The organism is Candidatus Poriferisodalis sp. (genome assembly GCF_965204195.1).
Lineage (GTDB): Bacteria > Actinomycetota > Acidimicrobiia > Acidimicrobiales > Poriferisodalaceae > Poriferisodalis.
The window spans coordinates 851,188-874,035 of sequence record NZ_OZ241975.1 but is presented as its reverse complement, the minus strand read 5'-3'; the positions used below and the strand labels follow the sequence as shown (position 1 = coordinate 874,035).

General features: G+C 68.2%; 22 protein-coding genes and 1 pseudogene. 12 read left to right on the top strand and 11 right to left on the bottom strand.

The genetic code is table 11. The features are described 5' to 3' along the window. Positions 1-121: 121 nt before the first annotated feature. From mutM to cysS, 6 genes are all read right to left on the bottom strand, one after another. On the bottom strand, positions 122-1,009 hold the full coding sequence (mutM, locus tag ACOGI8_RS03875) for a bifunctional DNA-formamidopyrimidine glycosylase/DNA-(apurinic or apyrimidinic site) lyase (RefSeq protein WP_419855579.1): 888 nt from the start codon (positions 1,007-1,009) through the stop codon (positions 122-124). A gap of 72 nt (positions 1,010-1,081) precedes the next feature. After that, positions 1,082-1,885, bottom strand: coding sequence for an enoyl-CoA hydratase/isomerase family protein (locus ACOGI8_RS03870; RefSeq protein WP_419855578.1), 804 nt, complete (start codon positions 1,883-1,885; stop codon positions 1,082-1,084). Positions 1,886-1,979: 94 nt separating this feature from the next. Further along, on the bottom strand, positions 1,980-2,837 hold the full coding sequence (locus ACOGI8_RS03865; protein ID WP_419855577.1) for a RecB family exonuclease: 858 nt from the start codon (positions 2,835-2,837) through the stop codon (positions 1,980-1,982). A gap of 42 nt (positions 2,838-2,879) precedes the next feature. Continuing rightward, positions 2,880-3,179, bottom strand: coding sequence for a hypothetical protein (locus tag ACOGI8_RS03860; protein ID WP_419855576.1), 300 nt, complete (start codon positions 3,177-3,179; stop codon positions 2,880-2,882). A gap of 46 nt (positions 3,180-3,225) precedes the next feature. Further along, positions 3,226-3,996 carry a ParA family protein gene (locus ACOGI8_RS03855; protein ID WP_419855575.1) on the bottom strand — a complete coding sequence of 257 codons (771 nt, stop codon included), beginning with the start codon at positions 3,994-3,996 and terminating at the stop codon, positions 3,226-3,228. Positions 3,997-4,032: 36 nt separating this feature from the next. Next, the gene (gene cysS, locus ACOGI8_RS03850) at positions 4,033-5,235 is read right to left on the bottom strand and encodes a cysteine--tRNA ligase (RefSeq protein ID WP_419856359.1); all 1,203 of its coding nucleotides are present in this window, start codon (positions 5,233-5,235) and stop codon (positions 4,033-4,035) included. A gap of 32 nt (positions 5,236-5,267) precedes the next feature. Here cysS and ACOGI8_RS03845 point away from each other — a divergent pair, with 32 nt between their 5' ends. Genes ACOGI8_RS03845 through ACOGI8_RS03835 form a run of 3 tightly spaced genes read left to right on the top strand, consistent with a single transcriptional unit; the run spans position 5,268 to position 8,188 of the window. Next, the gene (locus ACOGI8_RS03845; RefSeq protein ID WP_419855574.1) at positions 5,268-6,446 is read left to right on the top strand and encodes a hypothetical protein; all 1,179 of its coding nucleotides are present in this window, start codon (positions 5,268-5,270) and stop codon (positions 6,444-6,446) included. A 60-nt stretch (positions 6,447-6,506) separates the two neighbouring features. Further along, the gene (locus ACOGI8_RS03840) at positions 6,507-7,658 is read left to right on the top strand and encodes a hypothetical protein (protein WP_419855573.1); all 1,152 of its coding nucleotides are present in this window, start codon (positions 6,507-6,509) and stop codon (positions 7,656-7,658) included. Between the two features lie 8 nt (positions 7,659-7,666). Beyond that, positions 7,667-8,188 (top strand): hypothetical protein, encoded by a 522-nt coding sequence (locus ACOGI8_RS03835; RefSeq protein WP_419855572.1) that lies wholly within the window; start codon positions 7,667-7,669, stop codon positions 8,186-8,188. A gap of 6 nt (positions 8,189-8,194) precedes the next feature. Here ACOGI8_RS03835 and ACOGI8_RS03830 read toward each other — a convergent pair whose 3' ends face one another. Together ACOGI8_RS03830 and ACOGI8_RS03825 are read right to left on the bottom strand one after the other, a co-directional pair. Continuing rightward, positions 8,195-9,010 carry an NUDIX hydrolase gene (locus ACOGI8_RS03830; RefSeq protein ID WP_419855571.1) on the bottom strand — a complete coding sequence of 272 codons (816 nt, stop codon included), beginning with the start codon at positions 9,008-9,010 and terminating at the stop codon, positions 8,195-8,197. Between the two features lie 9 nt (positions 9,011-9,019). Continuing rightward, positions 9,020-9,670: a 5' nucleotidase, NT5C type gene (locus tag ACOGI8_RS03825; protein ID WP_419855570.1), complete on the bottom strand. Its 651-nt coding sequence runs from the start codon at positions 9,668-9,670 to the stop codon at positions 9,020-9,022. 121 nt (positions 9,671-9,791) lie between these two features. Between ACOGI8_RS03825 and nthB the strand changes: the two genes are divergently transcribed. The 6 genes from nthB to ACOGI8_RS03795 are packed head-to-tail and all read left to right on the top strand — an operon-like array spanning position 9,792 to position 14,541. Beyond that, a complete protein-coding gene (nthB, locus tag ACOGI8_RS03820; protein ID WP_419855569.1) occupies positions 9,792-10,550 on the top strand; it encodes a nitrile hydratase subunit beta in 759 nt (252 codons plus the stop codon). 22 nt (positions 10,551-10,572) lie between these two features. Continuing rightward, positions 10,573-11,217, top strand: coding sequence for a nitrile hydratase subunit alpha (gene nthA, locus ACOGI8_RS03815; protein ID WP_419855568.1), 645 nt, complete (start codon positions 10,573-10,575; stop codon positions 11,215-11,217). A gap of 52 nt (positions 11,218-11,269) precedes the next feature. Continuing rightward, on the top strand, positions 11,270-11,809 hold the full coding sequence (locus tag ACOGI8_RS03810) for a UGSC family (seleno)protein (RefSeq protein ID WP_419855567.1): 540 nt from the start codon (positions 11,270-11,272) through the stop codon (positions 11,807-11,809). Positions 11,810-11,816: 7 nt separating this feature from the next. Then, positions 11,817-12,974 carry a hypothetical protein gene (locus ACOGI8_RS03805; protein ID WP_419855566.1) on the top strand — a complete coding sequence of 386 codons (1,158 nt, stop codon included), beginning with the start codon at positions 11,817-11,819 and terminating at the stop codon, positions 12,972-12,974. Continuing rightward, a complete protein-coding gene (locus ACOGI8_RS03800; RefSeq protein WP_419855565.1) occupies positions 12,974-13,468 on the top strand; it encodes a MaoC family dehydratase in 495 nt (164 codons plus the stop codon). The genes ACOGI8_RS03805 and ACOGI8_RS03800 overlap by 1 nt, the downstream gene beginning before the upstream one ends. Positions 13,469-13,515: 47 nt before the next feature. Continuing rightward, a complete protein-coding gene (locus ACOGI8_RS03795) occupies positions 13,516-14,541 on the top strand; it encodes an acyl-CoA dehydrogenase family protein (protein ID WP_419855564.1) in 1,026 nt (341 codons plus the stop codon). A 3-nt stretch (positions 14,542-14,544) separates the two neighbouring features. On the opposite strand, the gene ACOGI8_RS03790 is transcribed toward ACOGI8_RS03795, so the two are convergent. After that, positions 14,545-15,387 (bottom strand): SMP-30/gluconolactonase/LRE family protein, encoded by an 843-nt coding sequence (locus ACOGI8_RS03790; RefSeq protein WP_419855563.1) that lies wholly within the window; start codon positions 15,385-15,387, stop codon positions 14,545-14,547. 78 nt (positions 15,388-15,465) lie between these two features. Continuing rightward, on the bottom strand, positions 15,466-16,797 hold the full coding sequence (locus ACOGI8_RS03785; RefSeq protein WP_419855562.1) for a cytochrome P450: 1,332 nt from the start codon (positions 16,795-16,797) through the stop codon (positions 15,466-15,468). 77 nt (positions 16,798-16,874) lie between these two features. Between ACOGI8_RS03785 and ACOGI8_RS03780 the strand changes: the two genes are divergently transcribed. Together ACOGI8_RS03780 and ACOGI8_RS03775 are read left to right on the top strand one after the other, a co-directional pair. Next, positions 16,875-17,858 (top strand): NAD(P)-dependent oxidoreductase, encoded by a 984-nt coding sequence (locus tag ACOGI8_RS03780; RefSeq protein WP_419855561.1) that lies wholly within the window; start codon positions 16,875-16,877, stop codon positions 17,856-17,858. 19 nt (positions 17,859-17,877) lie between these two features. Beyond that, positions 17,878-20,016 (top strand): annotated as a pseudogene (locus tag ACOGI8_RS03775) (DEAD/DEAH box helicase); the annotation flags it as partial. Between the two features lie 8 nt (positions 20,017-20,024). On the opposite strand, the gene guaB reads toward ACOGI8_RS03775, so the two are convergent. Beyond that, on the bottom strand, positions 20,025-21,536 hold the full coding sequence (gene guaB / locus ACOGI8_RS03770; RefSeq protein WP_419855560.1) for an IMP dehydrogenase: 1,512 nt from the start codon (positions 21,534-21,536) through the stop codon (positions 20,025-20,027). A gap of 86 nt (positions 21,537-21,622) precedes the next feature. Between guaB and ACOGI8_RS03765 the strand changes: the two genes are divergently transcribed. Further along, positions 21,623-22,843, top strand: coding sequence for a glycosyl transferase (locus ACOGI8_RS03765; RefSeq protein WP_419855559.1), 1,221 nt, complete (start codon positions 21,623-21,625; stop codon positions 22,841-22,843). Positions 22,844-22,848: the final 5 nt, after the last annotated feature.

Here is a 22,848-nt window from a genome sequence, read left to right as displayed (position 1 = left end):
CGCTGCCAGTATGCCCCGCCCCGGCGAGGCCGTTGCCGCGTCAGCGGGCGCGCTGCTGCTTCAACGGCGCTGCCGTGCTTGCTGATGCTGCTCGCGGGGTGTCAGCGGGCGCGCTGCTCCCTCAGCGCTTCTGGCACTGGGGGCACCAGGTGCTGGAGCGCTGGTCGAGCACGCGGCGGCGCAGTTCGGTGCCGCAACGTACGCATGGCTCGCCCGCGCGGCCATAGCAGACGAAGTACTTCTGATTGTCGCCTGCACCTTCGAGGCTGTAGTAGTCGCGCAGCGTGCTGCCGCCCCGTTCGATGCTGGCAACCAGCACTCCCCGCAGCGCTGCCAGCAGCCGTTCGGCTCGCGGTTTCGAGATCACCCGGGCCGACGGGTTGATGCGCGCCAAGAACAACGCTTCGTCCGCGTAGATGTTGCCGATGCCCGCAACTAGCCGCTGGTTCAGCAGCTGGGTCTTGATGCGCTGGCTGGACTGTTGGCTCGCCCGCCAGAACGTGGCCGCGTCCAGGCCCTCCTCCAGCGGCTCGGGGCCCATGGCGGCAAGCGTGGGCAGGTCGCGGTAGTCGCCCGGGTCGCAGACGGCGATGCGGCCGAACCGGCGCACGTCGTGGAAGCAGAGCGTCTCGCCGTTGTCGAGGCGCCACCACGCCCGCACGTACGGGTCGGTCGCGCCGACCGCTCTGGGCGCCATGACCTCTGCCGCCGATCCGTCGGCAGGTCGCGGCGGTGGCAGGCCACGGCGCGCTGGGCCGGTTGCCTCGGCGACCTCGCTGAAGCACAGCCGGCCGGTCATGCCCAGATGCACGATCAGCTCACGCCTGCAGTCCAGCTCTGCGATCAAGTACTTGCCGCGCCGGCGCAGCGCCTCGATCTCGCTGCCCACCGCATCCGCCCCAGATGCGAACTTATGCGACGGGTGAGCCCACGCATCGGTGATACGACGTCCAACCAGCGGCCCGGCCAACTGGCGGCGCACCACCTCGACCTCCGGCAGCTCAGGCATCACTTGGCTGCCGGCTACCAAGGGGCACGGTGCGCATCCGCCGCGGGAAGCTCGGGGCTGCGCGGATCGGGCCTACCGGAACTTCGGCGGGCGCTTCTCCAAGAATGCGGCAACGGCCTCTCGATGATCGTCCGAGGCACGAGCGACGTTCAGCGCCTCAAGTTCACGACGCTGCACCGCACCCAGATCGGTGTCGGAGCCGTTGGCGGACAGCAACTGCTTGGTGAGCTGCAGCATGGTGGGCGGGTTCTCCGCGTAGCTGCTCGCCCGTGCAAGGGCCGCTTCCAGCACGTCGCCGTCGGTGACCTCGTCGACGAGGCCCATCTCGCCTGCTTCAGCCCCGGTGACAATCCGGCCGGACAGCGCGAGATCTGACGCCGCGCCCCAGCCGCAGCGCTGGATGAGGATGTGCGACGACGCCAGTTCGGGCGTGACGCCCATCTTCACGAAACGGCACGACAGCTTGGCCTCGCTGTGGGCGATGAGGAAATCCATCGACAGGATCATGGTGAGGCCGACGCCGATCGATGCGCCGTTGATTGCCGCCACCATGGGCTTGGAGCTGCGCACGAGCTCGACCCAGTCGTCTGCGGCGGAGTCGTCGTGGGCAGCCGCTTCGCCCACGCTGCTGCCCGCCTCGTCGGCCGCGTCGATGCGGGCCGCGAAGACCTCGGCGATGTCGGCACCGGCGCAGAAGCCGCGACCCGCACCGGTTACGACGAACGCGCCGACTGACGGGTCGGCATTGCCGGCCTTCACAGCGTGCGTGAGCTCGATGTGCATGCGCGGCGTCCACGCGTTCAGCTTCTCCGGCCGGTTCAGCGTCACCACCCGTACGTCGTCGCGGTCAGTGACGGTGATCTGCTCGTAGTCCATCTCGATGCTCCCAAGTTCGCAGGATCGGGCTACAGCATGGCCGCTGTGCGCGCAGCATTGCTCACGCAGCGAGCTGTGTCTGATGCGGGCTGGCTCACGCAGCCAGCCCGTTCCTCCGCTGGTGCTCGAGCTGGCCTTCGGGACAGTCGTGGCGGTAGGGACACCAACTGCACAGCGGGCCCGGGGTGGGTTCGAAGCAGTCGGTGGCAGCGGCCTCCGTGATCCGACCCCACGTGTCGCGATGTTCGCCGACCGCCGCCGAGACGGCGTCGGCATCGAACGGGCGAGCGATCTCGGTGGGCCGACGTTCATCGCGGCCTGCGCCCGTCTCGCCTAGGTACAGCAGCCGCACTTCGCTCACGTTGTCGCCAACCGATTCCAGCGCGGCGGCATACAGCCAGACCTGTGACAGGCGGCTGTCGACGAAGCGCTGTGAGGGCGGCCGGCCCGTCTTGTAGTCGGTGACGCGCACGCCTTCAGGCACCCGATCGACGAGATCCACGATGCCCCGGAACGGCACACCCTCCAGCGACGTGTGGACATCGCGCTCGCGATCCACAACGTCGACCTCGACCGGATCAACCAGCTGGAAGTAGCCCTCAATGTCGGTCCACGCGTTCCAGCGGAAGGCTCGTTCTTGGGCTTCGGGCAGTTCCAGCGCCACAAAATCGGGGTTCTCGGCGAGCTGCGGCCACAGATCCCGGCAGATGGCACGAGCTCGTTCGAGCGTGCGCTGCGCAGGCGCAACCGCGAGCAGCTCCTCCAGCACGTGATGCACGAACGTGCCGCGCAGCGCCGGCTCGCCGGGCGGGTCCGACAACTTGTCGACGTAGCGGAACTTCCAGCGCCGGGCGCACTGCCGGAACGTCGACGCGCCTGAAGGACTCAGGCTCCGCGGAAGCTCGACCTCGGGCGCATCCGCGGCAGCGACGCTTCCGGTGCGGGACTCCACCTTCACAGCGTGGCCCATCCGATCATCAAGCGCGTGGATGGGTTAGGGACGTCGGCGCCAGCGCCGCCACAGCCACCACGCCACGACTGCGGCGATCAGCCAACCGACGGCGACAGCCCCGCCGAACGCCGCTAGCAAGCGCCGGTCGACTGGCTCAGCGTGGCGCGGCAGGAGGTGCGATGCAGGTGCGGGAGCCGGATCGGCGTCGGATTCGGCGACCGGAGCACTTGCAGCGGGCGGTGCGGCTGGTGTTTCGGAGCCCTCATCCGCAGGCAGGTCGCCTGGAAGCGCGGCCGTCCCGTCGACACTCGGCCGTGGTCGGTTCGGGTCGTAGTTGGCCATGGTCACACTCTGCCGTGACAAGCAATCCGAGCGTACCGCCGGCCCGTCAGGCCAATCGGCTGTGCAGGTCGGCCCAGAGCTCGTCGAATGCCTGCACCGCTTCGGGCGCGCCGGGCCGCCGGCCGAGCGCGCGCAGCGGCAGCGACTGCCCGGACGCCTCTGCGATGGCAGCCCGCTGCGGGACGGGTGGCAACAACTCTGTGCCGAAGCGTTCAGCGAGCTGCTGGGCCCAATAGGCGTTGTCGCGCGTGCGTCCCACACGGTTCAGCACCACTCCGGCAATGGTGGGCGTGCCTTGGCGTTGCGCAACTCGGCTGACGGTGGATCGCATGAGGTCGACGCCATCGGCTGCCCACGCGGCCGGCTCGGTCACGACCAGCGCACGGTCGGCTGCGAAGAGCCCGTTGATGCAGAGCAGGCCCAGCGACGGCGGGCAGTCGATGAGAACGAGATCGTGATTCGCGCCGGCGAGCGCGATACGCAGCCGGTCCTGCGCACCCACCAGGTCGGCAGCCATCTGCGGTTCCCGGCTCGCCAGCGCATAGCTGCCCGGGACGAGTTGCGGAAGCGGCCCGTCTGGCGGCCAGCGAGCGTCGGTGACCGCGGCCAGCACCGCACCCGGCGTGGGATCGGCGAGAGCGTCGTCTACGTTCGGCGAGCCGTTCCACACGCCGAGGCCAGCCGACGCATTGGATTGCGGGTCGAGATCCACGACGAGAACGCTCAGCCCGCAGGCGCTCGCAGCCTCAGCGATGCCGAGCGCGACCGTCGTCTTGCCCACGCCGCCCTTCTGGTTGACCACAGCCAGCGTCGTCATCGCGAGTGCCCTACTCCAGCGTGGGCCAGCACCATGTCACGGCGCTGCGGTCGCTGGCGGTGAGGACAAGTCGATGCCGCACAGGGCCGCCGCGGCCACCAGCTCGCCTCGCAGCGTGGCACCGGCGGCGCCGCTCTCCACGGCAGCAGCGGCGTCAAGCAGCGCAGTACGAGCCATCGGCGCATTGAGATCGTCATCCAGCACAGCCTGCACCTCGGCGAGCAGGCCCGATGACCCGTCTCCCCATCCGGTCGTGGGCGAGGCCCCGCCGGCGGCTGCTACCAGCGTGTCCAAGTCGCGCTGGGCAGTAAGTCCCTCCGAATCGAACCACTCCCATTCAGTGCGGTAATGGTGCGCCATCAGCGCCAGCCGGATGGCCCTGGGATCGATGCGGGCACGCAGATCGGAGATGAAGACCAGGTTGCCGAGCGATTTCGACATCTTGTGCCCCTGGTAGGAGACCAAGGCCGCATGCACCCAGTAACGGGCCAGCGGAGCACCGTTCACGGCCTCGCTCTGGGCGATCTCGCACTCGTGGTGCGGGAACACCAAGTCGCCGCCCCCGCCGTGGATGTCGATGGTCTCGCCGAGTGCGGCGTAGCCCATGGCCGAGCACTCGATATGCCAGCCAGGCCGCCCCGGGCCGAATGGCGACGGCCACGAGGGCTCACCGTCTGCGCTGGCCTGCCACAGCACGAAGTCGAGCGGGTTGCGCTGGCGGGGGTCGTCGGGAGTGCCGCCGCGCTCGGCGGCCAGCTCGGTCATGCGGTCGGCGCTGTAGCCGGACAGCTTCCCGAATTCCGGAAAGGTCGTGACGTCGAAGAAAACTCGGTCGTCCGAGACGTAGGCATGGCCGGTATCGAGCAGTCGGGAGATCATGCTGATCATGGCGTCAATGGACTGGGTGGCCCGCGGCTCGTACGCCGCGGGCCGTGTTCGAAGTGCGGCCATGTCAGCTTCGAAGCGTTCAATTTCCCGTTCGGCCAGCGACAGGTAGTGCTCACCCAGCTCGGCCGCCTTGGGCAGGATGCTGTCGTCGACGTCGGTGTAGTTGCGCACCAGCGTGACCGTGTGGCCCATGTCTTCGAGCCGGCGGATCAGCAGGTCATAGGTCAGATAGGTGGCGGCGTGCCCCAGGTGGGTGGCGTCATAGGGCGTGATGCCGCAGACATACATGCCGACGTGATCGTCGAGTTCCATCTCGACGATGGAGCGCTGCGCGGTGTCGTAGATGCGCATTCCCACGGCCCGACACGGTACTGTCGGAGCGGGTGGACAAGCGTGGCGGCGATCGTGCGCTGCTCGAGCGAATAGCCCTGTACCGGCATCGCCGTGAGCTGCCACTGCTGCAACCCGCGGTCATCGATGAGCTTGCCGAATGGCTGAAGATCCACGGCGCCGACCCGCTCACGTACGTGTGCGATCTGTTCGAGCGTCATCAGGTGGTCTTCGTGGGCCACCACACCCCCACGCGCCGTGCCGGGCTGTTCTTGCAGGATCTCGTGGCAGCGGCGTACCGGTCCGGCGTGGGCATCGTGGCCATGGAGTATGCGTGCGTCGATGACCAGGCCCGGCTTGACGCGGTGGTCACCGGCGCGACCTTCGACGAGCAGCTCGCGCGAGACGCACTGCTCCGCTGGGGCATACGCCACAACTTCGCCTACCGCGAATACCTCCACGTGCTGAGCGCGGTCTGGGAGGTGAACCGTCGCTTCGCAGGCAGCGGGCCGCCCATGCGTGTCCTGGCGCTCGACTACGACCTCGACCTCGATGCCGTCACCGACACGGCCGACCTGCGCACGTCTTACGCGTGGCCGCACCTGCGCAGCCGCGGCCCGGTGTCGGCGCACATGTGCGACGTGCTGCTGGCCGAGGTCATCGAGCCGGGGCATCGGGCGCTCGTGCTTGCACGCACCGCTCATGCACTCACGAGGGCGAGGCGTTTGCCGCACCGGGTTTGGGACGCCATCGATGCCGAGATCGTCGGCGGTCACGTGGTGGGTGCTGCGAACCGCGTGTACGAAGTGGTGGCCGACCGTGCCGTCACCGTGCTGATCCACGAACCATTGCCGGCCGACGGCGAGCTGTGCGACTACGCGCTAGTTGCCGACGGCGTGCTCGACGCGGCGTTTGCCATGCACGACGACTTGGCCGTGCCGCTCGCCTTCGACGTCGATCAGGGGCCCGCAGCCCGGCTCGGTTGCACGACGAGCCTCGATCGCGGGCCGCTCGGCAGCCTCGCCACCGGCTGGATCTACCTCGAACCCGACTACGAGCGCCGGGCGCCGACCCCGCTGGCCGAGCCGGTGCCTGCTGTGTACGTGGACTACGCCCGACGGTATGCCCTCGATCCGGCGTTGCGAGACGAGAAATCGACCCCTGGCGACTTCGCAGCTGCCGTGTCCGAATCGGCCGCGGCAGCAGAGCTGGCCTGGACGCAGGTGCTCTAGCTTGGCTCCGGGTCGGCGCGCTGTCAGATTCCGGGCCGCCAGCGGGCAGACTCATGGGCGGTGCCGCCCGAAGACCCCACCGACGACGAGCGGCCCACGTCCGCGCTCCAGTCGCCTGAGGAGTACTTGGGTGACCTCTGCGGTCGCCACCAGATCGTCCTGCTCGGCGATCAGGTCGGGGTCGGCCAGCACCTGGGTTTCCTAGCGGGCGCGCTCGCCGAGCTGGCCGACAACGGCGTGGAGAATCTCGCTTGGGAATTCACCAACTCGCGCCGCCAAGCCGAGCTCGACGTCCTGGTCGAAGCGCCCGAGTGGGACAGCCGAGCCTGCGCCGACCTGTTCGTCGATCTGCTCGGTGCCGGGTTCGGCTACCAGGAATACGCCGACGTGCTGCACGCGGTCTGGAAGCACAACGAAGCAGAGCGCCGCCGGGACGACGACCGGCGGCCCATCCGCGTGATCGCGCTCGGCCTGCCCACTTATGTGGAAGACCCCGATCTGCTGGACGGTCGCTCTGCCGCCGAGCTGGGGCTGCGGAACTGGTCGCTCGGCGGGCACTACCGGGACATGTCCGCGTTTCACGCCGCCAGCGTGCTCACCGCCGAGGTACTCCGCCAGGGACAACGTGCGCTCGTGTACATGAATGTCGCCGCCACCACCACCGGCCTCGTGGAATGGGTCGACGGCTCGCCGACAACCTCGGCGGGCAACCTCTTGTGGCGTTGGATGAGCGACGGATGCCGACGTGTCGTGTTCCACGGCGCGGTGGCCGACACCGCCGCCACCGAACGCGTCGAGGAGCTGATCTCACGCTCGCCCGAGGGACGTGGCGGCACCGACATCCGCTTCGGCCTAGACCTGGCAGCCTCGACGCTCGGCAGTGTCGCGATGACAGAAGTGCACGGCTCGCTCGACGGTGCCGATACCTCGCTGCGACTGCGCGATGTGGCCGACGGCTACGTCTATCTGGGGCCGCGGGCTCACTGGGAACCCTGCACGCTGATCGACGACCTGATCACCGACGAGAACTTCGCGAGTGCCGAGGCCCGCTACCGGGCGCTCGATCCCCGTCCGGAGCCCTACACCCGTGACGAGCTCGACGAGGTGCGCCGTACCGGGCAGCAGGAGCTGTCGGAGGCCTGGCCATCCCTGCCGGAACCGCCCGAGGAGCCCAAGCGGCGTTTCGCGCGGTTCCGCAAGGGCGACCAGTAGCCGAGACCGTGCTGCACCGCATCGATGAGATCCCGCTTCGGGCCGCTGAAGCAGCCGGTCGCCTGTTCGTGACCAACTTCTCGGCGGTCGGTCCCGATCCGGGGGGCGCGCTGGATCGCGTGAACGCATCGGTCGTGGCGTGCATGCTGACGCCGCACGAAATTGAGCTGCGCTATCCCGACTACCGCGAGTGGCTCGAATCCCACAGCAACGCCGCCAGCAGCCCCCGTGCGCTGTGGCTGCCTACGCCTGACGGCGGTGTCACGACGGACGGGTCGGTGCTCGAACTCGTGGAGGCTGTCGTTTCAGCGCTGGATCGCGGCGACAGCGTGCTCGTGCACTGCGGTGCAGGAATGGCGCGCACTGCGGTGATCGGGATCCTGACCATGGTGGCCTTCGGCGCTGACCCGCTGGTGGCCGCTATCGACTTCCGAGCTGCCCGTCCCGGCGGCGGTCCCGACGGTCCGCCCCAAGAACAGCAGATCGCCCGCCTCGTCCCCAAGGCTAGGCAGCTGCGCCTCGCCAGCTGACACGGCTCAACCCGCGGCGGTGTGGGTGCCGTCGTGTTCTTCCCAGCGCCAGCCGGAGCGGACCATGATGCAGCGGCGTCGAGGGCCCGGTGCATCCAGATCGCCGTCGGGGAAGGCAGCGTCGCCGACATATACGGCGATGTGGCCGGGGTCGGTTTCCGGCGACTTGATGATCTGGGTGTGGAAGCAGGTATGGCCGTCGATCGAGGCCAACACATCGGCAGAGCGCGTGAAACCTGACAGCCAGGTGAGCGTCACGAACGTGGGCGTGACGAACTCGATCTCACCGGCTGATCGACGCTCCAACGCCGCCGCAGGTGACACCCAGGCATGGTCGAGGATCTCGCTTCCGTCGACGCGTACCGCATCGAGGTCGGCTGGTGCCTCGCACACGAAGAAATGCGTCGAGAATCGCTTGGGGCGAATCGGCGGCGGCAGCCAGTGGGCGAAATGGGTCAGCTCGGCGCCCGACAAGTCGATGCCGGCCTCTTCGTGGGCTTCCCGAACTGCTGCGGTGCGAAAGCCGCGCCGGTCGCCGTCATGCAGGTCATCTGCGCCGGCGGTGCGTGGGTCGCACGGGGCCACCACATCGCCGGGCATGTCACGATCGGGCGGGTCCACCCGACCACCGGGGAATACCCACATGCCGCCGAAGAAGCCACGCGAGTTGCGCCGCAGCATGAGCACCTCGATATGCGCTCCTGCGTCGCTCGCTGCAGGATCGAAGCCGTGACCCGGCACCGCTGCCGGCTCGGCATTGCGCAGCACGACGACGGTCGCCGCGTCGATCGGTGCCGGCGGTGTTGTGGGGGAATCGTTCATGCGCCCGGCCTACGCGGTATCCCGGGTTCGCAACTCCAGGCGATCGGAGCCGGCGTCCATGCCGGGCAGCGGGCGCGAGACGTAGCCGCTGTGCTTCGCCAGCAGCTCCACCACCATCTCTTCAGCCTCGGCCCAGTCGTGGGCCCGTGGTCCGTCCACTTGGGCGTTGTAGGGCTGGTCGAAGGTGATCGCATACCCGCCCGCGGCGCGGATGTCGATCACGTTGTGGGGAGCGTCTTCGATGTAGGCGTCGGCGTTCACCATCGCCTTGTCGGCCACAAAGCAGATGTCGCGGTAGGGAATGCGCTCGCGGTCGAGCCACTCGACCGTGTCGCTCACCGTGACACGGTGGCCCCAGCTCACATACAGACGGTGGGTGACGATCCGTATCCACACGCCTGCGTCAGACAGCCGCCACAGCGCTTCAGAGCAACCCTCCATCGGCTTCATCTCACGGAACATGCGGTGGTCGATGACGGCGATGCGATGGAGCTCTTCGAACTCGCCGTCGGCGAGACCCCATTCGGTGAAGTTCCAACCACGCACCAGCGGCAGCGAGTCTTCCGGAACGCCGCGCTCGGCCGCCACCACGCGACGGAAGGCCTCGGTGTGCATCCCGCACACACCGTCGAGGTCCACTGCAAGCACGAACGCGGGCACTCCCGCAACCTAACAACCGCCGCCTGATCGGCCCGGTTGCGATAGACGGTCACCTCGGCCGTCATCGCGGCAGCAGCCCCGCATACGGATGTCGTTCCTCGAAGTGCAATGCTGGTCGGCGATGCCGCCTGATGCCGACAAGTCCACGCCGGCGACGCGTGGTGTGCATGATCTCGGGGGCGCTCACGGATGGGGTCGTGTCCCCTACGAGCCGGATGAGCCGCCATTCCATGCCGACTGGGAACGGCGCGTCTTCGGCCTGCTTGGCGCCGTGACGTCGGCGACGGCCCGGCGACCCGGCGAGTTCCGGTATGCGCTGGAGCGCCTGCACCCCGACGACTACTTCGACAACGGCTACTACGGACGCTGGCTGGCTGGTTTCGAAGTGCTGCTTGCGGAATACAAGGTCTTCGACTCCGTTGACTATCACGCACGGGTGGAGTTGCGCACTGGACCGATTCCCATCGAGGTCAGGCGCATGTCACCCGAGAGGCGGGTTGCCCCGGTCGCCGACCGCATCCCGTCGATGCTGCCCCCCGATCGCCCGGTGCCGGTGCCCCAACGCCGCACGGTGCGGCGCGATCTCGCCGAACCGCCCTTGTTCAGCGTCGGCGACCGAGTAGTCGCTGCCGCGCCCGCCCAGCCCGGGCACACACGCTTGCCGGGTTATGCAGCGGGCAAGCCCGGCACGGTCACCAAGCTGCATCCGGCTGAGGTCCTGCCCGACAGCACGGCACACAACAGGGGCGAACGGCCACAGCACGTGTACTGCGTGGGCTACGACGCCCAAACGCTGTGGGGCGGGGACGCCGAGCCGAATGCGACGGTCTATGTCGACCTGTACGAGTGCTACCTGACTGCGGTGAAGGCTGACAGTTGAGGCGCGGCCGACGGAGGAGAGCATGAACGACGACCATGCCGACGGCAGCAGCCACGGCGATCACGACCACCGCAGCCGTCACGACGCATCATCGCCGGTAATCCGCGTTGAGGCGCTGGAAGACCTGCTGGTGGAGCGCGGCATCGCCGACCGGGGACGGATCGACGCCATCATCGAGCGGTTCGAGCACGACATCAGCCCGATGATCGGCGCCAGATTGGTGGCCCAAGCGTGGATTGATCCTGGCTTGCGACAGCAGCTGCTGACCGACGCTGATGCCGTCTTGGCCGACATGGACATCCGCGGCGCTGAGATCGAGCACATCGAGGTGAAGTTCAACGAGCCGGGCGTTCACAACGTGGTCGTCTGCACCCTGTGCTCGTGCTACCCGTGGGCGCTGCTTGGGCTGCCGCCGAACTGGTACAAGAGCCCCGAATACCGGGCTCGCGTGGTGCGTGAACCTCGGGCGGTGCTGGCCGAGATGGGCCTGGAACTCGACCCGGGCACCGAGGTACGCGTCTGGGACTCCAGCTCCGAAACCCGCTTCCTGGTACTGCCCGAGCGGCCCGCGGACACCGAGGGATGGCCCGTCGAACGCTTGGCCGAGCTGGTGACGAGGGATTCGATGATCGGCGTGGACCGCGCTGCCGATCCCGGCAGTGGGTAAAGGTGAGACCGCACAGCACGCGCGCCTGCGGCGCGGGTGTCAGACTGGACCCATGAGCACCCTCACCTTCCACGATCCGCGAGGCGAGGCCAAGACTGCGCCTGAGCCCTACACGCTCAGCACACCACTCGATCAGCCGATCACGATCGGCCTGGTCGCCAATGGCTTCCCCGACAGTGTCCGCTTCCTCGACCACGTCGAGAAAGCGCTGGCCGAACGGCTGCCGTCGGCGTCGTTCAACCGTTACGACAAGGGCGACGCTTCGTCGGTCGTCGGCAAAGGGATGCTCAGCGACATCAGCGCCGAGTGCGGTGCGGTGATCGCCGCGTACGGCCATTGAGGCAGCTGCACATCTGGCACCGTGCGTGACAGCATCACCACCGCCCGAGCGGGCATCCCGTCCATCGCACTCGTCACTGATGCGTTCTGGCCCCAGGGCGACTTCGTGGCCAACGCCACCGGCATGCCGACCGTTCCCCGTGTCCGCCTGCCGCACCCGGTAGCGGGCAGCGGCGAGGACAACATGGCCAAGGTTGCCGCCGACATCGCGCCGCAGATCATCGCGATCCTGACCGGCGCCGCTGCCAACTAGACCAGCCGTGACACTGCTGGAGGCCCGCAGCGAGGCCGACGCGCTCGAGCAGCTTCACGCGCTCGGGCTCACCGACGGCCTGCCGGTCGTGATCCCCACGCCGGAGCGGGTGGCGATGATGGCGCTCGCCACCGGGCTCGACCCCGATCTCGAACTGGGCGTCATGGGACCCGCGCACGGCGTGGCGAGCGTGGAGAAGGTGGCCACCGCTGCGGTGATGGCCGGCTGCCTGCCCGACCACATTCCCGTCGTGGTGGCCGCCGTGCGGGCGGTGTGCCGGCCCGAGTTCGACCTCACCGAGATGCAGAGCACCACCCACTGCACCGCGCCGCTCATCGTGGTGTGCGGGCCGGCACGGCACCAGTGCGGCGGGGTGGCGTCGGGATTCGGGGCGCTCGGGCCCGGCCATCGTGCCAACGCTTCGATCGGCCGGGCGCTGCGGCTGGCGATGATGAACATCGGCGGAGCCCGGCCCGGCGTGTCGGACATGGCGCTGCACGGCCATCCCGGCAAGTTCACCTACTGCCTCGCCGAGGACACCGAGAACAGCCCGTTCGCGCCGCTGCACACCGCCTACGGCTACGCCGAAGATGACAGCGCCGTGGTGGTGGTCGGTGCCGAGGCGCCGCATTCGACGATCTTCACCGGCGATGCCGACGATCCCGAATCGGCCAGCCGGCTGCTGAACGTGATTGCTGCCGTCATGGCCAACCCGGGCAGCAACAACGCCCACCTGCGACACGGTGCCGTCACCGTGATCATGAATCCCGATCACACGACGGTGTTGGCTCGCGCCGGGCTGACCCGCGAAGACATTCAGGCCGAGTTGGCTGCCCGCGCAACCAATACCGCGGCCACGCTCGCCCATGTCGGGTCGGCCTTCTACCTCGACCGGGACGGCCCGCCCGATGAGCTGGTCCCGATCCTGAAAGACCCCAGCAGGATCGTGGTATTCCAGGCGGGCGGCTCGGGTCTGTACACGATGGTGATGCCCTCGTGGTGCGCCGGCCCGCACCAGAACCCGGTGGTCCACGCCGAGATCGATCTCGACCAAGCGTGCGAGGTGCCTTGGGCCGATGCTCTCGGCATCGGCCAATCAGACGCCGCCGACACCCTTGGAGTCGGCCAATCAGACACTGCCGAAGTTGCAGGAGGAGCAGCCTGATGAGCGATGCACCCCGCCCGCACGGCGGACGGTGGTTCGAAGAGCTGACACCGGGTCTGGTGATCCACCACCGGCTGCGCCGCACGATCACCGAGGCCGACAACGTCATGTTCACCACCATGACCATGAACCCGGCGGCCCTGCATCTCGACTTCGAGTACGCCCGCACCGAGACCCAGTTCGGCAAGCCGCTCGTGAACTCGATGTTCACGGCCGCTGTCGTAGTCGGCATATCGGTCCACGAGACCACCCACGGCACCACCGTGGCGAACCTCGGTTTTGAGCGGATGGATTTCCCTGCACCCGTCTTCCACGGCGACACGCTGCGAGTGGAGAGCGAAGTGGTCTCGGCCCGCGGATCGAAGAGCAAACCCGACCAGGGCATCATCCTGTTCGAGCACCGCGCCTACAACCAGGACGACACGCTGGTCGCCATCATGCGCCGCAACGCCCTCATGTGGCGCCAACCGGCGGAGCCCGACACCGGCGCCTGAACGCCTTGGGGCGCGGCGACATCACCGCGCGTGCATCCTTGACCGCCGTGAGCCCCGGTCCCCCGCCCGATCCCATCGCACTGCAGCGAGACGCGCAGCAGCTCGCGGATGAGGTGCTGTTCGAGCGCGCCTTGGACGTGGACACAGCGGGCGAGGTTCCCGAGCGCAATTTGGACCTGTTCCGTGACGCCGGCTTGTATGGGCTGTGGACGCCGACCGACGTGGGCGGCTGCGGATTCGACGAGCTTGAGCGGCTGTCAATTCTCGAAGCGCTGGCCGGCGGCTGCCTCACGACTGCGTTCGTGTGGGCGCAGCACGGGGGCGGCTCGGCCAATGCCGCTCGGATGCCGGCCGGGTCACCGCTGCATGAACAGTGGGCCCGCGCGCTTGCCACCGGCGAGCGCCGCAGCGGTGTGGCGTTCGCACATGTGCTGCGTCCCGAGCCGTGCCTGTTCGCCGAGCGTTCCGGCGCCGGCTGGGTACTGCGTGGCGTCGCGCCGTTCGTCACCGGTTGGGGTCACATCGACGCAGTGCTGGTTGCCGCTCACGAGGCCGACCGGCTGGTGTGGATGCTGATTCCGGCCGCCGAGGCGCCCACGCTGACGTCCCGCCGGCTGCGGCTCGCCGCAGTGGACTCGTCGGTGACGGTGGAGCTGCACTTCGATGGGCACGCCGTCGGCGATGACGAGGTGGTGGAAGTCATCGACTACAGCGACTGGCTGACGTTCTACCGCCAAGGTCTGCGAACCAACGGCGCCCTCATGCTGGGCGTTGCATCCCGTGCACTCGCGTTGCTCGGACCCTCGCCGCTGGACGCAGAGCTGGACGCAGCTCGCAGCGCGCTCTACGCGGCCTCGGTCGACGAGATGCCCGAACGCCGTGCCCAGGTCGGACATGTGGGCATCCGGGCAACCAGCGCGCTTGTCTCATCGGTAGGCGGCAGAGCCATCACGCTCGCCCATCACACGCAGCGTCTCGCTCGCGAAGCGCTGTTCCTGCTGGTCCAAGGCCAGACCGCCGAGATCCGCGCCGGCCACCTGCGCCGCCTCGGCGCCACCGACCCGGAGGGCTGAGAGTTAGGGCAGGCCGGCGCCGCCGATGTCGACCCGGACGGTCTCGATGCGACCGAGGGCGGGGGCGTCGTCGGGCGGGCGCGACGTGGGAGCAGTGACCATGTAGAGGGTGCGGCGATCGTCATCGCCGAGCATGCAGGCGAAGCAGTTCAGCTCCAGCTCGATGACATCGGTGACCTCGCCGCCATCGACCACCCGGAAACAGCTCGCGTTGAGCGGGTCGGCAACCCAGATGCCGCCGGCTTCGTCCAGACAGATGCCGTCGGGCACCCGCTCGCCCAGATCGGCAAACGTCCGCCGGCCGCTCAAGGAGCCGTCGGGGTCGATGTCGAACGCGGTCATCCGGCGTCCGTAGCTCTCCGCCACCACCATGTGGCGCCCGCTGGGGTCGATGACGGTGCCGTTGGGGAAGTCGAATCCGTCGGGCCCAGGCCGTGCCACGCCGTCGGGGCTCACGATGGCCAGCGTCGCCTGGGCGAACGTCTCCCCTGCGCTGTCGTCGAACCCGAAGTTGCCGACGTACGCCGTGCCGTCGGCGGCAACCACCATGTCGTTGCACGGACCGCCGGCGATGCCAGACAGGTCGGCGTGCAGCGACTCGTTGCCGTCTGCGTCGAGCCGTCGGAGCTGCCGGTCAAGCATCGACACGAACAGCAAGTCGCCGTTGGGCAGCCAGCCCAGCCCCGACGGCTGCGTCGGAACCGTGTGCATGAGCTCTTCGTTGCCATCGGGAGTCACGGTGTAGATGCCGTGCCGGTAGAAGTCGGAGTACCAGAGCCGGTCGCCGCGCCAGCGCGGTCCCTCCCCGAATCGCAACCCCGTCACCACCACATCAGTCGTCGTCATGGCCGCCGACGCTAGTCCTGCACGCAGATCGCACTTGAGGGCACCAGTCGTTTCCAGATACCCGACGCTGCGGGTGGATCACGCGCGGGGTGCCACCATCTGGTGCTTGATGGGACCGACGTGCAAGTGGCCGATGCGCGACTGCTCGCCGTCGAGCTGCAGCCCGTCGAGCAAGGGCGCCACCACACGGAAGAACGCGCGCAGCTCCCAGCGGGCCAGGTGCACTCCCAGGCAGAAGTGGGCGCCGTGGCCGAAGGCGAGGTGGTCGTTGGGCGTGCGCCCGATGTCGAAGCGGTAGGGCTCGGGGAACTGGCGCTCGTCGCGGTTGGCCGAGGGGTACCACACCCCCACGTGCTCCCCGGCCTTGATCGTTTGGCCTCGCAGCTCGGTGTCTTTGGTGCAGGTGCGCGCGAACTGAATGACCGGCGAGGTCCAGCGCAGGATCTCCTCCACGGCCGATTCCACGGCATCGGGGTCGTCGATGCGCTCGTTGAGCAGTTCGAGCTGATCACGGTGCTCCAGCAGGGCGATCACCCCGCCGCTCGCGGCGTTGCGAGTTGTCTCGTTGCCCGCAGCGATCATCAAGCGCAGGTAGCCCACGAGCTGCTGCGGCGTCAGTGGGCCTGATTCGATCTCGGACCGCAGCAGGATGCTCACCAGGTCCCGGCCGTCGGTGCCGTCGCTCCGGCGCTGGGTGATCAGCTCGCCGATCCATGTGTCGAACTCACGGATCATGCGCGCCCGCATCTCGTCACGGGGCTCGCCGGGCCGGCAGAACCTCTCCAGGTCGGGGTCGTCGAACAGCACCGATGTCCAGGCGTGCACCTGCTCCCAGTCGTCGGCCGACACGCCGACCATCTCGCAGATGGCGGCCAGCGGCAGCTTCACCGCCAGGTCTTCCACCACGTCCGCCGTGCCTTCGTCGGCCACCCTGGCGATGAACTCGTCGGCGAAGCGCTGGGCATGCGATTCGAGCGACTCTGACCTGCTGCGCATCGCCTTCGGGGTGAACTCCGGCACCACCAGCCGGCGCAGGTCCCAATGGTCGGGACGGTCCTTGAAGATGAAGTCCGGCGGTTCGTCGGGGTCCCAGCCGATCTCGATGGCGCGCTGGCGGTACTTCGTCCAGAAGCGAGCATCCCGGTCGGCATCAGCCAGACGCAGGCGACCGCCACCGTTGATGAACGTCTTGTTCTGGCCCGAGATCCACTTCACGTCCTCGTAGCGGGTGATGGCCCAGAACGGGACGATGTTGTCGCGCACATACCAGTAGACGGGCGCCTCGTCGCGCAGCAGATCCCATTCGGCCCACGGGTAGCCCTCGGCGGCGTACCGCTCGGTGTCGTGGATGACCGCCTCGTCGACCTGCATCAATCCGTACTCCTGCCCGCCGGTGGACGTCGTCGTCAACGGTAGCGACGCGCTCGGTGCCGGTGCCGGGCGAGGTGGACCGGGTGCACGTCGGACGGCGAAGCAATACTGGCGCGATGACCGAACAGTCCGCAGCACTGCCCGTCGTGTGGTTCGATCGGCCTGCCGGCCGGCTGCAGCGCGAGCTGCTGGACGGCCGGGCCGAGATCGTCGATGTGCGCGGCGATGATCCCCTCGAAGGCATCGAACGGGCGCACGGCGCCATCGTGGGCGCCGCCATCCGCTACGACCGCACCGCGTATGAGCGTGCCCCGCTGCTGAAGGTGATCGCCCGGGCCGGCATCGGGTTCGACAATCTCGACCTCGACGACGCCACAGCGTTCGGCATTGCCGCCTGCAACACGCCCGACGGCCCGACGGTCTCCACCGCCGAGCAGGCCGTCGCGCTCATCTTCGCCATCACGAAGGGTCTCAAGGAATCGGCCGTCCGGCTCGAAGCCGCCGAGGGCGACTACTGGGCGCGCCACGGGCATCTCGAACTGGCCGGCTCGACGCTCGCATTGGTGGGACTCGGACGCATCGGCGGCTACGTGGCCCGGGTGATGTCGGCCGTCGGCATGGAGATCGTGGCGTATGACCCGTATGCGGGCGACGAGCGATTTGCGGAACTAGGGGCGCAGCGGGCGGCGACGCCCAATGACGCAGTGGCTGACGCGCATGTCGTGTCGGTGCACGCGCCGCTCAGCGACGCCACGCACCATCTGGTGAACGCCGAACTCCTCGCTGCGATGCGCGACGGCGTGTATCTGGTCAACACGTCTCGTGGTGGACTTGTCGACCAGGACGCCTTGCTGGCGGCGCTCGACGCAGGCAAGGTGCGCGGCGCCGGTTTGGACGTGACCGAGCCGGAGCCGCTGCCGCCAGGCCACCCGTTGCTGGGTCGCCCTGACGTGGTGGTGACCCCGCACGTGGCCTCGGCCACGGTCGCCGGCCGCCGCCGCATCTTCACCCATGCAGTGTCGGAGGTCATGACCGCACTCGACGGCAACCAGCCACCCAACATGCTTAACCCCCAAGCTTGGCCCGGCCGCAACGCCTGACTCCTAACCTCCGATGACGATGGCAGTTGAGCGATCGGCGGCGGGGCGGCTGACGGCTTTCCTGCCTCGCGAGCCGGATGCCGACTCGCTGCTGGAGGGTTTCCTGAACTACACGGCCGACATCGGCCTGGAGCTCTACCCCGCCCAAGAAGACGCCATCTTGGAGATCTTCGGGGGCAACCACGTCATCATCACCACGCCGACCGGTTCGGGCAAGTCGCTGGTGGGTCTCGCGGCGCATTTCGAGGCTGTGGCTCGGGGGCAGCGCAGCTACTACACCGCGCCGGTCAAAGCCCTCGTGTCGGAGAAGTTCTTCGCGCTCTGCGAGGAACTGGGTGCTGCCAACGTCGGCATGGTGACCGGCGACGGCGCCGTCAACCCCGATGCGCCGGTGGTGTGCTGCACGCAGGAGATCTTGGCCAACCTGGCGCTGCGCTCAGGTGCCGGCGCCCCGGTCGACAGCGTCGTCATGGATGAGTTCCATTTCTATTCCGACCGCGACCGGGGTTGGGCATGGCAGGTGCCGCTGCTCGAGCTAACCCGCACCCAGATGATCCTGATGAGCGCCACGCTCGGCCCCACCCAGCGCTTCGCCGACGACCTGCAGCGGCGCTCTGGCCGCGAGGTCGCCACCGTGACCGGAGCCGAACGGCCGGTGCCGCTCACCTTCACCTACCGCGCGACCACGCTGCACCAGTCGCTCGAAGAGCTGCTGGAGCTGCGACGGGTGCCCGCCTACATCGTCCACTTCACCCAGAGGGCTGCCACCGAGCGGGCCCAAGCGCTCACGAGCCTCAACGTGCTCTCCAAGGTCGAGAAAGCACAGGTGGCCGCAGAGATCGTCGACTTCCGCTTCGACTCGCCGTTCGGCCGCGACATCTCGCGCTTTGTCAAGGCGGGCGTCGGCGTGCACCACGCCGGGATGCTGCCCAAGTACCGGCTGCTCGTGGAGCGGCTGGCCGGGGCGGGCCTGCTCAAGCTCATCTGCGGCACCGACACGCTCGGCGTGGGCGTGAACGTGCCCATCCGCACGGTGGTGTTCACCCAGCTCTGCAAGTACGACGGGCGCGACACTCGGGTGCTGTCGGTGCGCGATTTCCAGCAGATCGCCGGGCGGGCGGGGCGCCGCGGCTTCGACCACGAGGGCTTCGTGTGGTGCCAGGCGCCCGAGCACGAAGTCGAGTACGCGATGGCGCTCGAGAAGGCCCGCGAGAAGTTCGGCGACGACCCGGCGAAGCTCCGCAAGGTGCGACGCCCGTCCCCGCCCAAGCGGGGCTACGCGCCGTGGAACGCCGACACCTTCGAACGCCTGGCGTCAGGCGAACCCGAGCTGCTGCGCTCGCAGTTCGATGTGTCGCACTCGATGCTGATGAACGTGCTCGACCGCCCCGGCGACGGCTGCGCGGCGATGCGCCGGCTGCTCACCGACAACCACGAGACCCGGGCCGCCAACCGCACCCACATCCGCCGCGCCATCGCCATCTACCGCTCGCTGACCGAGACGCAGGTGGTGGAACAGCTCGCGGAACCCGATGAGCTCGACCGCCTCGTGCGGGTCAACGTGGACCTGCAGGCCGAGTTCGACCTGACCCAGCCGCTGTCGCCGTTCGCGCTCGACGCCATCGAATTCCTGGACGCCGACGAGCCGACCTACCCGCTCGACGTGCTCAGCGTGCTGGAGGCAACGCTGGAGAACCCGACCGTGGTGCTGGAACGGCAGCGAGACCTGGCCCGCACCGACCTGCTGGCCGAGATGAAGGCCGAGGGCGTGGAGTACGAGGAGCGCATGGAGCGCCTCGAAGAAGTCGAGTGGCCCAAGCCGCTGCGCGACTGGCTGTACGACAGCTTCAACGCTTGGTCCACCCATCATCCCTGGCTGCGCAGCGAGAACATCCGCCCCAAGTCAGTGGCACGCGACCTGCGAGAACGGGCCATGACGTTCCGCGAGTACGTCAACCACTACGGCATCAAGGGCTCGGAGGGAGTGCTGCTGCGCTACCTCAGCGATGCCTACAAGGCACTCGTGCGCAACGTGCCCGAGGACCGCCGCACCGACGACATCGTGGAGTTGACGCGGTGGCTCGGCGAGCTCGTGCGCGACACCGACAGCAGCCTCATCGACGAATGGGAACGGCTGGAGCAGCTCAGCAAGGAAGAGGGAGCTGATCAGGACGGCGCCCGGTAGTTGGGCGCCTCCTTGGTGATCATGATGTCGTGGGGGTGGCTCTCGCGCAGGGCGGCTGCAGTGACACGCACGAACCGGGTGCGCAGCCGCATGTCGTCGATGCTGGTGGCGCCGCAGTAGCCCATCGCCTGGCGCAGCCCGCCGACGAGCTGGTGCAGCACACCTGCCAGCGGGCCCTTGTAGGCAACCCGTCCCTCGATGCCCTCGGGCACCAGCTCTTCCACCTCGCGCCCATCCTGGAAGTAGCGATCCTTGGAGTAGCTGCGGCCCTTCATGGCGCCCACCGAGCCCATGCCGCGGTACTCCTTGAAGCGTTCGCCCTGATACAGCACCACCTCGCCGGGCGACTCGTCGGTGCCCGCCAGCAGGCTGCCCACCATGGCGCTGTGCGCCCCCGCGGCGACCGCCTTGGCGAGATCGCCCGAGAACTGCATGCCGCCGTCCGCGATCACCGGCACCCCGGCCGCTGCGGCCTCCGAGGCGCAGTCGAACACCGCCGAGATCTGCGGCACCCCCACCCCGGCCACCACCCGGGTCGTGCAGATCGAGCCCGGCCCGATGCCGACCTTGATCGCATCGGCGCCGGCATCGATGAGCGCACGAGCCGCATCGGCGGTGGCCACGTTGCCCGCCACCACCTCGGCAGGGTGATTGGCCTTGATCTTCGCGACGGTCTCGATGACGTCGCGGCTGTGGCCGTGCGCCGTGTCGACCACGATGGCATCCACGTCGCGCTCCACCAGCGCCGCCGCACGCTCCATCGTGTCGGGACCGGTGCCGACCGCAGCGGCCACTAGCAGCCGGCCGTGCTCGTCCTTGGAGGCGTTCGGGAACTGGATGCGCTTCTGAATGTCCTTGACCGTGATCAGGCCGACGAGCCGGAAGTTGTCATCCACGATCGGCAGCTTCTCGATGCGGTGTCGGGCCAGCACCACTTGAGCCTCTTCCAGAGTGGTCGGGGCGCTCGCAGTCACCAGCCCTTCCGACGTCATCACCTCGTGGATCGGACGGCTCCAATCGGTCTCGAAGCGCAGGTCGCGGTTGGTGAGGATCCCGACCAGCCGACCCGCCGGGTCGGTGATCGGCACGCCGCTGATCTTGAAGCGAGCCATCAGGTCCTCGGCTTCGGACACCAGGTTGTCGGGGCCGAGCGTGAAGGGCTCGTTGATCATCCCCGACTCGGAGCGCTTCACCTTGTCGACCTCGGCGGCCTGATCGGCGACCGACAGGTTCCGGTGGATCACGCCGATGCCGCCGTGGCGGGCCATGGCGATGGCCAGACGCGCCTCGGTGACGGTGTCCATGGCGGCGCTCACGAGCGGAACGGCGAGCGTGATGCCCCGCGTGAACCGCGACGACGTGTCGACCGCATCGGGCAGCACGTCGGATGCGTCGGGCACCAGCAGCACGTCGTCGAAGGTGAGCCCGTCGGTCGTGAATTTGCTGTCCAGCGAGGGGAATCGGCCCCGCTCAGGGGGTTGAGATCGGGCCATGGCGCACCCTACCGCGCGACCTCTCGCGAGCCGATGAACCCGATGGCAGTAGCTTCACCATCAGCAAGCAAGCCAAGCGAGTCATCGTGGCCGATTTCCAGCAGCACGAGTCGATCGCAACGCTCCACCGCCTCGCCGACCGTTCCATCGAGAGCCTCGCCGACGAGCTGTTCGACTACTCGCGCCGCAGGCCCATCGCGCTGATCATCCCGGCGCTGTACAGCGAGCTGCAGGGACCCGCGCTCGGCAACATCGTCGACGAGATAGCCAAGGTCAACTACATCGACGAGATCATCGTGGGCATCGACCGGGCCGACGAGGCCCAGTTCGCCGACGCCAGGCAGTTCTTCTCCCGCCTGCCGCAGCGCACCCGCCTGCTATGGAACGACGGCCCCCGGCTGCGCAAGATCGACGAAGTGCTCGCAGACCGGGTGCTCGCACCGACCGAGTCGGGCAAGGGCCGCAATGTCTGGTACTGCCTGGGCTATTTCCTGGCCTCGGGACGCTGCGAGAACGTGGCCCTGCACGATGCCGACATCCTCACCTACGACCAGGGCCTGCTGGCCCGGCTGCTGTACCCGATCCTGCATCCCACCTTCGGGTACTCGTTCTCGAAGGGTTACTACTACCGAGCGGGCGAGGGACCCTCCGGTCGGCTCAACGGCCGGGTGGTGCGCCTGCTGGTCACTCCGCTGCTGCGGGCGCTGCGGGCCACGATCGGCGAGCACGACTACCTGCGCTACCTCGGCGCCTTCCGCTACCCGCTCGCCGGCGAGTTCGCGATGAAGCTGGACATGACTCGCAGCATCCGCATCCCCAGCGACTGGGGCCTCGAGATCGGAGTGCTGTCGGAGGTGTACCGCATCTACCAGGGGCGCCGGATCTGCCAGGTCGATCTCTGCGGGCGCTACGACCACAAGCACCAAGACCTGTCGCTCGAAGACGCCAACGCGGGCCTGCACAAGATGAGCCGCGACATCGCCAAGGCCATCTACCGCAAGCTGGCCATCGACGGCACCACGCTGGGAACCGAGATCTTCCGCACCGTCAAGGCCGTCTATTACCGTAACGCGCTCGACCTGGTCAGCCACTACCGCAACGACGCCACGTTCAACGGCTTCGACTTCGACCTGCACGCCGAGGAGACCGCCGTGGAACTGTTCGCCTCAGCGATCATGGAAGCCGGCGACGAGTTCCTGAACGACCCGATGGGCACGCCGTTCATCCCGAACTGGTCACGCGTGCAGAGCGCTGTGCCCGACGTGCTCGGCCAGCTCTACGACGCCGTCGAGCTCGATAACGCCTGAGCCTC

What these genes read in the sequence shown, in the direction of transcription:
- mutM (WP_419855579.1), bottom strand. Translation starts at nt 1,009, where the DNA reads ATGCCTGAGCTGCCGGAGGTCGAGGTGGTGCGCCGCCAGTTGGCCGGG.
- ACOGI8_RS03870 (WP_419855578.1), bottom strand. Translation starts at nt 1,885, where the DNA reads ATGGACTACGAGCAGATCACCGTCACTGACCGCGACGACGTACGGGTG.
- ACOGI8_RS03860 (WP_419855576.1), bottom strand. Translation starts at nt 3,179, where the DNA reads ATGGCCAACTACGACCCGAACCGACCACGGCCGAGTGTCGACGGGACG.
- ACOGI8_RS03855 (WP_419855575.1), bottom strand. Translation starts at nt 3,996, where the DNA reads ATGACGACGCTGGCTGTGGTCAACCAGAAGGGCGGCGTGGGCAAGACG.
- cysS (WP_419856359.1), bottom strand. Translation starts at nt 5,235, where the DNA reads ATGCGCATCTACGACACCGCGCAGCGCTCCATCGTCGAGATGGAACTC.
- ACOGI8_RS03830 (WP_419855571.1), bottom strand. Translation starts at nt 9,010, where the DNA reads ATGAACGATTCCCCCACAACACCGCCGGCACCGATCGACGCGGCGACC.
- nthB (WP_419855569.1), top strand. Translation starts at nt 9,792, where the DNA reads ATGCCGCCTGATGCCGACAAGTCCACGCCGGCGACGCGTGGTGTGCAT.
- nthA (WP_419855568.1), top strand. Translation starts at nt 10,573, where the DNA reads ATGAACGACGACCATGCCGACGGCAGCAGCCACGGCGATCACGACCAC.
- ACOGI8_RS03800 (WP_419855565.1), top strand. Translation starts at nt 12,974, where the DNA reads ATGAGCGATGCACCCCGCCCGCACGGCGGACGGTGGTTCGAAGAGCTG.
- ACOGI8_RS03790 (WP_419855563.1), bottom strand. Translation starts at nt 15,387, where the DNA reads ATGACGACGACTGATGTGGTGGTGACGGGGTTGCGATTCGGGGAGGGA.
- ACOGI8_RS03780 (WP_419855561.1), top strand. Translation starts at nt 16,875, where the DNA reads ATGACCGAACAGTCCGCAGCACTGCCCGTCGTGTGGTTCGATCGGCCT.
- guaB (WP_419855560.1), bottom strand. Translation starts at nt 21,536, where the DNA reads ATGGCCCGATCTCAACCCCCTGAGCGGGGCCGATTCCCCTCGCTGGAC.